Source organism: Aeromonas sp. QDB17, from assembly GCF_027705305.1.
GTDB lineage: Bacteria > Pseudomonadota > Gammaproteobacteria > Enterobacterales > Aeromonadaceae > Aeromonas > Aeromonas caviae.
The window spans coordinates 86,081-98,516 of sequence record NZ_JAPDBP010000004.1 but is presented as its reverse complement, the minus strand read 5'-3'; the positions used below and the strand labels follow the sequence as shown (position 1 = coordinate 98,516).

At 66.0% G+C, this 12,436-nt stretch carries 8 protein-coding genes; 5 read left to right on the top strand and 3 right to left on the bottom strand.

Annotated features, from left to right (window positions below):
- Nucleotides 1–49: 49 nt before the first annotated feature.
- The 3 genes from OKC41_RS05250 (at nucleotide 50) to glnE (ending at nucleotide 4,857) form a co-directional block, all read left to right on the top strand.
- Nucleotides 50–1,300 (top strand): methyl-accepting chemotaxis protein, encoded by a 1,251-nt coding sequence (locus OKC41_RS05250; RefSeq protein ID WP_010675666.1) that lies wholly within the window; start codon nucleotides 50–52, stop codon nucleotides 1,298–1,300.
- A 107-nt stretch (nucleotides 1,301–1,407) separates the two neighbouring features.
- On the top strand, nucleotides 1,408–1,848 hold the full coding sequence (locus OKC41_RS05245; RefSeq protein ID WP_010675667.1) for a GNAT family N-acetyltransferase: 441 nt from the start codon (nucleotides 1,408–1,410) through the stop codon (nucleotides 1,846–1,848).
- Nucleotides 1,849–1,983: 135 nt separating this feature from the next.
- Complete coding sequence (gene glnE, locus OKC41_RS05240; RefSeq protein ID WP_069784243.1) at nucleotides 1,984–4,857, top strand: bifunctional [glutamate--ammonia ligase]-adenylyl-L-tyrosine phosphorylase/[glutamate--ammonia-ligase] adenylyltransferase; 2,874 nt, start codon at nucleotides 1,984–1,986, stop codon at nucleotides 4,855–4,857.
- A 56-nt stretch (nucleotides 4,858–4,913) separates the two neighbouring features.
- On the opposite strand, the gene OKC41_RS05235 is transcribed toward glnE, so the two are convergent.
- The 3 genes from OKC41_RS05235 to OKC41_RS05225 form a co-directional block, all read right to left on the bottom strand.
- On the bottom strand, nucleotides 4,914–5,648 hold the full coding sequence (locus OKC41_RS05235; protein ID WP_202039951.1) for an SDR family oxidoreductase: 735 nt from the start codon (nucleotides 5,646–5,648) through the stop codon (nucleotides 4,914–4,916).
- Nucleotides 5,649–5,787: 139 nt separating this feature from the next.
- Complete coding sequence (locus OKC41_RS05230; RefSeq protein ID WP_270671771.1) at nucleotides 5,788–7,947, bottom strand: AsmA family protein; 2,160 nt, start codon at nucleotides 7,945–7,947, stop codon at nucleotides 5,788–5,790.
- A gap of 203 nt (nucleotides 7,948–8,150) precedes the next feature.
- Nucleotides 8,151–10,298 (bottom strand): prolyl oligopeptidase family protein, encoded by a 2,148-nt coding sequence (locus tag OKC41_RS05225; protein ID WP_270671770.1) that lies wholly within the window; start codon nucleotides 10,296–10,298, stop codon nucleotides 8,151–8,153.
- Nucleotides 10,299–10,513: 215 nt separating this feature from the next.
- On the opposite strand from OKC41_RS05225, the gene OKC41_RS05220 reads away from it, so the two are divergent.
- Nucleotides 10,514–11,725 carry a threonine synthase gene (locus tag OKC41_RS05220; RefSeq protein WP_048208437.1) on the top strand — a complete coding sequence of 404 codons (1,212 nt, stop codon included), beginning with the start codon at nucleotides 10,514–10,516 and terminating at the stop codon, nucleotides 11,723–11,725.
- The gene (locus OKC41_RS05215; protein ID WP_201894642.1) at nucleotides 11,722–12,387 is read left to right on the top strand and encodes an amino acid ABC transporter permease; all 666 of its coding nucleotides are present in this window, start codon (nucleotides 11,722–11,724) and stop codon (nucleotides 12,385–12,387) included. Before OKC41_RS05220 ends, OKC41_RS05215 begins: the two co-directional genes overlap by 4 nt.
- Nucleotides 12,388–12,436: the final 49 nt, after the last annotated feature.

The window sequence follows — 12,436 nt, the reverse complement described above, 5'->3', positions numbered from 1 at the left end:
CGATAGCTATGACGGCAAAGGAATAATGGACGTTGAAAGGAGAAAAATTATGCAGTTGAACCCGCTGGAGAGGCGCATGAGCAACATCCGACTGGTGCCCAAGGTGGTGCTGCTCATGGTGTTCAGCACCCTGCTGCTGCTGGCCAAACTCTGGTTCGATGCCAGCAACCTGGAAGCGACCCTGCTCAGCGAGGGCATTGATGCCGCCATGGCCAACACCATCGCCGATCGCCTGCTCTGGACCGGGCTGGTGGAGACGGCGCTCATGGGGGTCGTCTTCGTGGTGCTGCTGCTCACCGGCTCACGCCTCATGGTCAAGCAGGTCCACTACCTGGTGGGGCTGCTGGAGCGTTTCGCCAACAAGGATCTCAGCCACAGCGTGCTGCTCAAGTCCCGGGACGAGTTCGGCGACATCGCCAAGGCGGTTGCCCACTCCCAGGAGAACCTCAAGGAGGTGTTCGGGACCCAGCGTGCCGCCTGCAAGGAGCTCAACGAGATCGCCTCCCAGGTGACTCTCTGTATGGATGAGGCGAACGAGGCCATCAACGAGGAGTTCACCCAGATTGAGCAGCTTGCCAGCGCCATGAGCCAGATGGTAGGTGCCATTCGAGAAGTGGCCAACCACGCGGAGCAGGCGTCCCACGCCACCGCCGAAACCAGCCAGCTGGCCGAGGAGGGCAGCCGCTGCGTTGCGGCTACCGTCAACACCATCGACACTCTCTCCGGCAACATCCAGCGCTCCTCCACCGTGGTCAACGAAGTGGAGCACGGGGTCGATCGCATTGGCTCCGTGGTGGACACTATCCGCAGCATCTCCGAGCAGACCAACCTGCTGGCCCTGAACGCCGCCATCGAGGCCGCCCGCGCCGGTGAGGCGGGTCGCGGTTTTGCCGTGGTCGCCTCCGAGGTGCGCGAACTCGCGAACCGTGCCCAGGCGGCCACCGTCGAGATCCAGAAGATGATCGAGCAGCTTCAGGGCAACGCCCGCCAGGCTGTCGGCCTGATGGCCGAGAGCGTGCAGCAGGCGGACAAGGGGGTGGAGCAGGTGACCCAGGCAGGTACCCAGCTCGACACCATAGTGCAACGGGTGCAGGGAGTGGCCGACATGAACCGCCAGATCGCCGCCGCCTCCGAGCAGCAGAGCTCGGTGGCCGAGGAGATGAATGCCAACCTGGAGCAGGTCAAACAGGTGGTGGAAGGCTCCGTCGTGGTGCTGCGGGAGCTGAAAGATGCCTCCGAACTGGTGGAACACCACAGCCAGACGCTGGACAGCCATATCCAGGCCTTCAAGCTGGCCTGATGCTGGCGCCCGTCGTCAAACCTACAGGCTGGCCTGAGGTCGTGATTTGAGTACACTGGAAGGCCCCCTTAGGGGCCTTTCTTTTTTCATCACGGCAAGGAGCCAGGATGCAGACCACAGAACGTGCGCTTGAGATAAGCGACGACAAGGGACGCCTCGACGTCCCGCTCATTCACCGTTTCCTCAGTGAAGAGGCCTACTGGTGCCTCGGCATTCCCCTCGCCACCCTGCAGCGGGCCATCAACCACTCCCTGTGCTTCGGAGCCTATCTCGACGGCCAGCAGGTCGCCTTCGCCCGGGTCATCACCGACAAGGCCACCTTCGGTTATCTCGCCGACGTCTTCGTGCTGCCCGAACATCGCGGGCGCGGCCACAGCAAGGCCCTGGTGGCAGCGATCCTCGCCCACCCGGAGCTGCAAGGGCTGCGCCGTCTCTCTCTCGCCACCTCCGATGCCCACGGCCTCTACGCCGGTTTCGGTTTTGTGCCGCCGAGAAGCCCCGGCAGCCTGATGGAAATCTACGACCCCGAGATCTACCGGCGCCCCTGAGCCCGGCCGATCGCCAGATCCGTCGCCGGATCACCTTCCGGGCAGCGGCGCTGTGACGCCAGCGCCCGGGAGTGCTAGATTGGCAGCCGGCATTTCACTCTCCCTGCAGACTCGTCAACCACAAGGATGGCAACCGTGGCCCAGCACTCTCCCTCTTTCTCCGCCTTCTCTCCCTTGCTGCAGGAGCAGGCCCTGCGCCACTGGCAGCGGCTGCTCGCTCTGGCGCCCCAGTATGACGCCCTGCCCGAGCCCACCCGCCAGACCCTGCTGACCCTGCTCGGCCTCTCCGACTTTGTCGCCGACTCCCTTATCAAGCAGCCGGGGCTGCTGGCCGAGACCCTGGCATCGGACGCACTGACCCGGGCCGAGCGCTGGCCCGCCTATGAACCTGAGCTCGCAGCCCTGCTCGCCGAGGTCGCGGACGAGGAGGCGCTCAAGCGTATCCTGCGCCAGTTCCGCCGCAGCCGCATGCTGGTGATCGCCTGGCGCGAGCTGCTCGGGGAGTCCGAGGTCGAAGAGAGCTTCATCCATCTCACCAAGCTGGCGGATGCCCTCATCTGTGGTGCCCGCGACTGGCTCTACGCCAAGCAGTGCAGCGAGCTGGGCACCCCCATGGACGGCGATGGCAACCCCCAGCCGCTGCTCATCCTCGGGATGGGCAAGCTCGGCGGCGGCGAGCTCAACTTCTCCTCGGACATCGACCTTATCTTCACCTTCCCCGAGAACGGCTACACAGTCGGCGGTCGGCGGGAGCTCGCCAACCAGCAGTTCTTCATCAAGCTGGGGCAGCGTCTCATCAACGCCCTCCACCAGCCCACCCAGGATGGTCAGGTGTTCCGGGTCGACATGCGGCTGCGCCCCTTTGGCGATGCGGGGCCGCTCGCCATCTCCTTCGCCGCCATGGAGGACTACTACCAGCATCACGGCCGCAACTGGGAACGCTACGCCATGGTCAAGGCGCGGGTGCTGGGCCCCCAGTGCGAACACGCCATGGCCCTGACCGAACTGCTGCGCCCCTTCGTGTTCCGCCGCTATATCGACTTCGGCGTCATCGACGGCCTGCGCCAGATGAAGGCGATGATCGCCGCCGAGGTGCGCCGCAAGGGACTGGAGGGCAACATCAAGCTGGGGGCCGGGGGCATTCGCGAGGTGGAGTTTATCGCCCAGGCGCTGCAACTCATCCGTGGCGGGCGCGAGCCCGCCCTGCGGGTACGCCACCTGCCCGAGGCGCTGGCCGCCATCGCCCAGGGGGGTGCCCTGGAGGGGAGCCAGTGCGAACGCCTGCTCACCGCCTATCGCTTCCTGCGCCGGGTGGAAAACATCTTGCAGGAGATCGGCGATCAGCAGACCCAGACTCTGCCCACCGAGGATCGGGATCGCCAGCGGCTCATCGCCACCCTCGGCTTTACCGACTGGGACGCCTTCATGGCCCACCTCGATGAGGAGATGGCCGCCGTCCATCAGGAGTTCGTCGCCGTGGTGGGGGAAGAGAAGGAGGCCCCCGCCCACCTGGAACAGCTCTGGCTCGATCTCTGGCGCACCGAGCTTGATGCCGCCGAGCTGGAAAAACTGCTGACCACGCAGGGAGTGGTGGAGCCCGCCCCCCTCTGCGCCGCCCTGCTGCGTTTCAAGGAGGAGTACAAGCGCCGTCAGGTGGGGCCCCAGGGGCGCATAGCCCTGGACTGGCTGATGCCGGAGCTGCTGCGGCTGGTGGTGGCGAGCCGCGAGCCCGCCCGCCTGTTCGAGCGGGTCTGCACCCTGCTGACCCGCATCTTCACCCGCAGCGCCTATCTGCAACTGCTGGCGGAAAACCCCGCCGCCCTGCGCCAGCTGGTACGCCTGTGTGACGAGAGCAACCTGGTGAGCGAGCAGCTGGCCCGCTACCCCATCCTGCTGGACGAGCTGCTGGATCCCCAGCACCTCTACCACCCCACCCCGCTGGATCAGTACAAGCCCCAGTTGCGCCAGTTCCTGCTGCGCATCCCCGAGGAGGACGTGGAGCAGCAGATGGAGGCGCTGCGCCAGTTCAAGCAGGTGCAGCTCCTGCGCATCGTCGCCGCCGACATCGCCGGTGCCCTGCCGCTGATGAAGGTGAGCGACCACCTCACCTGGCTGGCGGAGGCGATCACCGAGGAGGTGGTCAATCAGGCGTGGGCCCAGATGAGCGAACGCTACGGGGTGCCGCCCGAGGTGGCGGTGAGCGGTGAGCGCGGCTTTGCGGTGGTGGCCTACGGCAAGCTGGGGGGCATCGAGCTCGGCTACGGCTCGGATCTCGATCTGGTGTTCCTGCACGGCGGCGACCCCAACAGTTACACCGATGGCCGCAAGCCCATCGACAGCCGCCAGTTCTACCTGCGCCTGGCCCAGCGGATCCTGCATCTGTTCAGCACCCGCACTCCGTCCGGCATCCTCTACGAGATCGACATGCGGCTGCGCCCCTCCGGCGACTCAGGCCTGCTGGTCTCATCGCTGTCGGCCTATGAGCAGTACCAGCAGCAGGAAGCCTGGACCTGGGAGCATCAGGCCCTGGTGCGAGCCCGTCCCATCTATGGCGATGATGCCGTGGTCGCCGAATTTGCCCGCATCCGCCGCGACGTGCTGGCCAAGGAGCGGGATCTGCCCACCCTGGCCCGCGAAGTGCGGGAGATGCGCCAGAAGATGCGGGATCACCTGCTCAAGGCGGGAGAGGGAGAGTTCGATCTCAAGCAGTCCCCCGGCGGCATGGTGGACATCGAGTTCATCGCCCAGTACCTGGTGCTGGCCCATGCCTGCGGTGAGCCGGACGCCCTCACCCGCTGGTCAGACAATGTGCGCATCTTCGATGAGTGCGTGATGGCGGGAGTGCTCACACTGGAGCAGGCAGAGGGGCTCAAGCAGGCCTATCTGGAGATCCGCAACCTTGGCCATCGCCTCAATCTCTCGGAGATCTCCCGCAAGGTGGGGGACGATCAGTTGCCGCGAGAGCGGGGCCATGTGCTGGCGGTCTGGCAACAGCTGCTGGGAGAATAAGCAGAAGGGGCGCCATGGCGCCCCTTCTCGTTGACGAAAGGCTTGTTGAAGATGACCTAGCGTCCGCCCGCCACATCGATAAAGGTGCCGGTGGCATAGGAGGCCTCGTCCGACAGCAGCCAGGCGATGGCGGTGGCCACTTCGGCCGGCTGACCGCCCCGTTGCAGGGGAATATTGCCCTTGATCCTGTCCACCCGGCCGGGCTCGCCGCCGTCGGCATGCATGTCGGTGTAGATGAAACCAGGACGCACCCCGTTGACCCGGATCCCCTGAGCCGCCAGCTCCAGCGACAAGCCTCTGGTCAGCACGTCGACGGCCCCCTTGGCGGCGGCATAATCCACGTACTCCCCGGGGGAGCCCAGGCGCGCGGCGGCAGAAGAGACGTTGACGATGGCGCCCCCCGCCGTCATGCGGCGCACCGCCTCGCGGCAGCAGAGAAAGCAGCTGGTGACATTGGTGGTCAGGGTCTGGTTGATGCGCTCTGCGCTCATCTCCAGCACCCGCATCTGGGGCTGCAACCTGCCGGCGTTGTTCACCAGATGAGTGACGGGGCCGAGCCTCGCGTCCATCTCCTCGAACAGGCGCACCACCTCGGCCTCCACGCTGACATCGGCCTGCACCGCGATGCACTCGACCGGATGGGTGGCCAGGATCTCGGCCACCACCGCCTCGGCGGACACCCTGTCCTGACGATAGTTGAGACAGAGATGGTAACCCTGCGCCGCCAGATAGCGGGCTGTCGCGGCCCCGATACCTCTGCCGCCGCCGGTGATCAGCACCCGTTTGTTCATGAACCCTCCTGGCTCCCGGTTTCGAAGACTGTTTCGCATAGTACCTCATGTTGCCGACCACACCTCGTTCCGTGACGCCCGGCACCACAACAAAGAGCCCGCACGGGGCGGGCTCTTGATGGCAACAACGGGAAGTTGGCTATTTGAACAGGCCCTTGAGCAGCTGGTCCGCCACCCCCTTCACCCCTTCGTTGTCGGCCTTGTCACCCAGCAGCTTCTTGAGACCCCGCTCGGCCTCCTTGCGGGCCTTCTCCTCCAGCACCTTGTTGTTGCTGAGCAGCTCCTTCACGTCAAGCTTGTAGCTCGGCGCCTGCCAGTGGCCGCCGATGCGCACCGGTATGGTGATGTCCTTGAGCTCGTCCACCGTCTTGCCCCCCTGCCCCTTGCTGCTCTCCACCACGGAGGTGAGGAACAGGAAGTCGAGGGTCTCCGGCACCAGGGCGGTCTGGCCCTGCCCCTTCACTCGCAGGGCGGGGGCAAAGAGCTGGATGTCGTCGCTCCTGGCAATCCCGTTGGCAATCTGGAAGCTGGCGGTGAGGGCGCTGAAATCGGTCTTACGCACCTCCTTCACCTGATCCGCCCCCTTGCCGGTCAGGGTGGCCCGCGCCTCACGGATCATCTCCGCCAAGTTGATGCCGTGCAGGGCGCCATCGCTCAACTTGAGCTTCACCTGGCCCTGCATCCGGCTGCGCAGCGCCTGCTCGGAAAGACCGCTACCCTGCACCTCGACCTCCAGATCCCCCTTGCCTTCCAGCAGGTCGGTCTGGGCCAGGGTCTGCAGCAGGGGCCGCACATCGACCCCCTGCACCCGCTTGCGCACCTGATAGCGGGCCGGCTGCTGACGGGCATCGAGCACGCCGCTGGCGGTCACCTGGCCGCCGGCCACCCCGGCACTGAACTGCTTGAGGGTGAGCTGACCACCGGCCAGGGCCAGTTGCAGATCGACGGCGCTCAGATCCAGCCCCTTGAGGCGCAGGCTGCCCAGTTGCAGGCGGCCAGCTAGGTCCACCGACTTGAGGGCGGTCAGATCAGGCTCTACCGTGGAGAGCGCCCTGTTGGCGGGCGCCGCAGCCTGCTCCTTTGCTCCGGCCGGTGCAGCCGCCCCCGACGTGGCGGCCACAGGTGCAGCCTTGGCCGGTTGACCGAGCCAGGCGTCGAGATCCAGCTTCTCCCCCTTGAGGTCAAACCCTACCCTGGGCACGGCGCCCAACTGCACGCTGCCGTTGCCGCTCAGCAGAACATCATCCACCCCCATCACCAGGTTGCTGAGGGTGACGACCTGCTTGTCCAGCTCGGCGCGGGCAAAGCCCGCCAACTTCACCTGCATCTGCGGGCGCGGCAGGGCATCACCGCTCAGCTTGGCGGCCAGCACGGCATCCGACAGCTCCAGCAGTTGCCGGTTTTCATCGAGGCGCGCCTTGAGGGTCCCCTCCAGCGTACCGGCCAGGGTCGGCTTGTTCGCTGCCCCCTGTGCCCCTTGCAGACTGAGGGTGAGGCTGCTCCACTGCCCCAGTGCCAGCCGATCGGCCTTGAGGGAGAAGGCATCCAGCCGCTGCGCCGGCTGGTTCAGGCTGCCGCTGAGATTGAGATCCTTGAGCTCGCTCTTCATGGCCTCCCGGGCCGGTTTGAGCTGGGCCTGACCCTTGAGATCAAACGCCAGCTCACCCTGGGCCCCCTTGGCCGCCAGAGTCACCGGTACCCACTCCCCCGGGGTCAACTGCCCCAGATCGAGATCCAGCCGGTCGAGCCGGGAGACGGTACCGCTACGGTCGTCCCGCACCAGGGCGCTGGCATCCACCAGCGCGATGCCTTGCAGGCTGATCTGCCAGAGCTGTTTGTCACTGGCGGCTGGGGGCGTCGTTGCGGCAGGCTCGGAGGTCGTCGCCTCCTCCTTGGGGTCGGCGGAGGCCTGGAGCAGATCCCTCAGGTTGGAGCTGCCGTCAGCCCTGGTCTGGATAAACAGATGAGCGCCGCTCAGGGTCACCTTGCCTATCTCAAGCTTGTGGGAGAGCAGGGGCAGCAGGCCCACCGAGGCCTCCCCGCGCGTGAAGCGCACCAGGTCGGGCTCGGCGAAACCGGCGGGGTTGCGCAGCGCCACCTGCTCGAGGGAGAGGCCCAGGCTTGGCCAGAAACGCCAGCCGATATCACCTTGTATCACCAGCTCGCGGCCGGTGCTCTTGCGCACCTGTTCCACCAGCTGGGGCTTGAACTGGTTGGGATCGATGAGGGACACCAGGGCGGCGATGGCCACCACGGCCGCCAGCGCCAACCCCAGCAGGATGCAGATGATCTTCTTCACGATGGACTCCTTGAATGCGGATCTTGTGGCTGACTATACCACCGGGGGGATGACAGATGGGGCACGTCTGCCAAAACGGGCCAGCAGCGAGACAGGGATGGTCGCAGCTAGTGCAGCCAGCGCAGCTCTTCCAACACGCGGCAATGAAAAGGGCCCCGCAGGGCCCTGATGATAGTGGATAGCTGGCGCCCGTCTCGCCCGGATCAAGGCTGACGCGGCAACTGCTGATAGCCCATCTCGTACAGGGTGAAGGCATAGATGTCCGCACTCTGCTCGATAAGCTTGGCCACCGGCGTGCCCGCCCCGTGCCCGGCATTGGTCTCGATGCGGATGAGCTGGGGATGGGGGCCGGCATTGTCGGCTTGCAGGGTGGCGGCAAACTTGAAGGAGTGGGCCGGCACCACCCGATCGTCGTGATCCGCCGTGGTCACCAGGGTCGAAGGGTAGCTGACCCCGGCCCGGACGTTGTGCAGCGGCGAGTAGCCCTTCAGGTAGTCGAACATCGCCTCGCTGTCGGCGCTGGTGCCGTAGTCATAGGCCCAGCCCGCCCCGGCGGTGAAGGTGTGGTAGCGCAGCATGTCGAGCACCCCCACCGCCGGCAGGGCGACCCGCATCAGATCCGGCCGCTGGGTCATCACCGCCCCCACCAGCAGACCGCCGTTGGAGCCACCTCGGATCGCCAGCCGATCGGTGCGGGTGTAGCCCTCGGCCTTGAGGTACTCGGCCGCCGCGATGAAATCGTCGAACACGTTCTGCTTGTTCTGCTGGGTGCCCGCCAGGTGCCAGGCCTGGCCATACTCGCCGCCCCCGCGCAGGTTGGCCACCGCATAGACGCCCCCCAGATCCAGCCAGTTGGCCACCGACACGCTGAAGCTCGGGGTCAGGCTCACGTCGAAACCGCCGTAGCCATAGAGGATGGTCGGGTTGCTGCCATCGAGTTTCAGCCCCTTGCGGTAGCTGATGATGAGCGGCACCCGGGTGCCGTCATTGCTCTGGTAGAAGCGCTGCTCGGAGACGTAATCCTCCGGTTTGAACGGCGCCGCCGAGGCGCGATAGAGGCTGATGGCGCCGCTCTTGGGCTCGAACCGGTAGAGGGTCGGCGGCTGGGCATAGTGCTCGAAGCCGAAGTAGAGGGCGGGATCATCGTGCTTGCCGTTGAAGCCGCTGACGCTGCCAAGGCCGGGCAGCGCCACCTCGCGCACTCGCTTGCCTTCGTAGTCGAACTGCTCGACCCGGGCGGTGGCATCCACCATGTACTCGGCGAACAGATAGCCGCTGCCGCTGTGTACCGTCAGCACCTGCTGACGCTCGGGGATGAGATCCCGCCAGTGGGCCGGGCCCGGATTGGCGGCATCCACCGTCACCAGCCGGCCGTTGGGGGCGTCCCGGTTGGTCAGCAGGTAAAGGGTGCCGCCCTTGTTGTCCACCAGGCTCACGTCCGCATCCAGATCCCCCTGCACCGTCAGCAGCGGCGCGTTCTCCTGGCTCAGATCCTTCACATAGAGGCGGTTACCTGAGGTGGAGTTCGCCGCCGAGATGAGCAGGAAGCGGTCATCTTCGGTGACGGTCGCCCCCACGTAGCGGTGGTGCTGGGCCGGGATGGCGCCGAACACCAGCCGGTCATCCTCCTGCGCCGTGCCGAGCCGGTGGAAATAGACCTTGTGCTGATCGGTCCTGGCCGACAGCTCGCTGCCGTCGGGCTTGTCGTAGCTCGAGTAGAAGAAGCCCTCGTTGCCGAGCCAGCTGATGCCGCTGAACTTCACGTCCTTGAGGGGCGCCTCCAGCGGCTGCTTGCTCTCTACGTCCATCAGGTGGATCTCGCGCCAGTCGCTGCCGGCCAGCGACAAGGAGTAGGCCAGGATGCGGCCATCGCGGGAGAAGCTCAGCTGATCCAGCGCCGTGGTGCCGTCGGGGCTGAGGGTATTGGGATCGAGGAACACCTCGGCCGGCTTGCCCTCCTGCTGGCGCCACAGCACGTTCTGGTTCTGCAGGCCGTCGTTCTTGAAGAAGTAGTGGTAGCGCCCCTCGCGAAACGGTGCCCCCTCCTTGGCGTAGTTCCAGGAGGCGGCCAGCTTCTCCTTGATGGCGGCGCGATACGGGATCTGCGCCAGGTAACCCTGAGTCACCCGGTTCTGGGCCTTGACCCAGGCCTCCGTCTCGGGGCTGCGATCATCCTCCAGCCAGCGATAGGGGTCGGCCACGGCCTGGCCGAAATAGTGATCCACCTGCTCACCCTGGCGGGTGACGGGGTAGTGAAGGCGCGTATTCCCTGACATGGCATCCTCTCTGGTTGGCTGGCCGCTGCACGCACAGAGCAGTGACAGGGCCAGCAGGCTGACAATGGCTCGCATCGAGGCGGCTCCCTGCGGTTTGAGTGAGCGGGCAGGTTAACAAAGCGCGCCGGATGGCCCAACCCCCCGACCAGTGGCAGAGGGTGGCCCGCCGACACGGGGGAGCCATATGAATTTTTTCGCTTAAGTTTGCCGCTTTATTTTGTTTGTTATCCGGCCCTTGGGTCACAGGATGGAATAAGACACCAGCCAACGTGAGCCATTCAGGATAAAGCATGCCGTACAGCTACCTATCACATCTGCGTTGCAGCAAGACCGGCGAGATAGTGGATGCCGATCAGCCCCAGCAGTTGAGCCCGGTCGGTGCCCCCTTGCTGGCCAGTTACGACCTCGAGGCCCTGAAACAGGCCTGGCACCCGGCCGCGCTGCTGGGGCGCCCCGCCAGCCTGTGGCGCTACCACGAGCTGCTGCCGGTGCGCGACCCCGCCCAGGTGATCACCCTGGGGGAAGGCTTCACTCCCCTGCTGCCCCTGCCCGCTTTCGGCAAACAGATCGGCATTCCGGATCTCTGGATGAAGGATGAGAGCATCATCCCCACCGGTTCTTTCAAGGCCCGCGGCGCCGCGGTCGGCGTCTCCCGCGCCCGGGAGCTCGGCATCACCCACTTCGCCATGCCCACCAACGGCAACGCCGGGGCGGCCTGGGCGCTTTACGGCGCCCGCGCCGGCTTGCGCAGCACCATAGTCATGCCCCAGGCGGCCCCCGCCATCACAAGACTGGAGACCTCGCTGGCCGGTGCCCGCCTCTATCTGGTGGATGGCCTCATCAGCGACGCCGGTCGCCAGGTGGCCGAGGCGGTGGCCGAGCAGGGGCTGTTCGATGCCTCCACCCTCAAGGAGCCCTATCGCATCGAGGGCAAGAAGACCATGGGGCTGGAGATCGCCGAGCAGCTCGGCTGGACCCTGCCGGACGTCATCCTCTACCCCACCGGCGGCGGAGTCGGTCTCATCGGCATCTACAAGGCGCTGCGGGAGTTGCAGGAGCTGGGCTGGGTCAAGGGGCCACTGCCGCGACTGGTGGCGGTGCAGGCGAGCGGCTGCGCCCCCATCGTCCAGGCCTGGCAGCAGGGGGAGCGCGAATCGCGCTTCTGGCCCGATTCCCAGACCCTCGCCTTTGGCATCAACGTGCCCAAGGCGCTGGGGGACTTTCTGGTGCTGGACGCCCTCTATCGCACCGAGGGGTGCGCCATCGCGGTGGACGATAGCGCCATCCAGCGCGAGATCCGCCAGCTCGCCGCGCGCGAAGGCAGCTTCGTCTGCCCGGAAGGGGCGGCCGCCTTCGCCGCCGCCCGCCAGCTGCGGGAAGCGGGCTGGATACAGGGGGGCGAGCGGGTGGTGGTGCTCAACACCGGCGCCGGCATCAAGTACCCTGACGCCATCACGGTCGTGCCCCAGCGGCTGCGCCGTGACGGGAGGATCCCGGCATGAGCTTCGACTGGTCCTTTGTTCTCACCACCCTGCCGGCGTTCGGCCAATCGGTCTGGGTCACCTTGCAGCTCGGCGCCATCGTGATCCTCACCTCGCTCGCCGTGGCGCTGCTCAACGTGACGCTGCAAAGCCTGCACAAGCCCTGGCTGAACGGGCTGATCCGCGCCTATGTGGAGCTGGCCCGCAACACGCCGCTCTTGATCCAGCTGTTCTTTCTCTACTTCGGGCTGCCGGCGCTCGGCATCTCGCTCTCCGGCTTTGCCACGGCGGTGATCGCCATGACCTTCCTCGGCGGCGGTTACCTGACCGAGGCGCTGCGTGCAGGCGTTCAGGCGGTCCCCCCCAGCCAGCTGGAAGCGGGCCGGGCCATCGGCCTCTCCCGCTGGCAGCTGCTGCGCCACGTCCAGCTGCCCCAGGCCTGGCTCGCCAGCCTGCCGGCGCTGTTTGCCAATTTCATCTTTCTGCTCAAAGAGACCACGGTGGCCTCGGCAGTGGCGGTGCCCGAGCTCCTCTACACCACCAGGAACTACATCGCCCTCTACTACAAGACCTACGAGATGCTGGCGGTGCTGACCTTGATGTGCGTGCTGATCTTTCTGCCGCTCTCCCTTGCCCTGCGCGTCGTTGAAAGGAGGCTGCAACATGGTCAGTTCGGTCATTGAACAACTGATGCAGACACCTATTGTCCAGCTGCTGCCGTCATTCGCCACC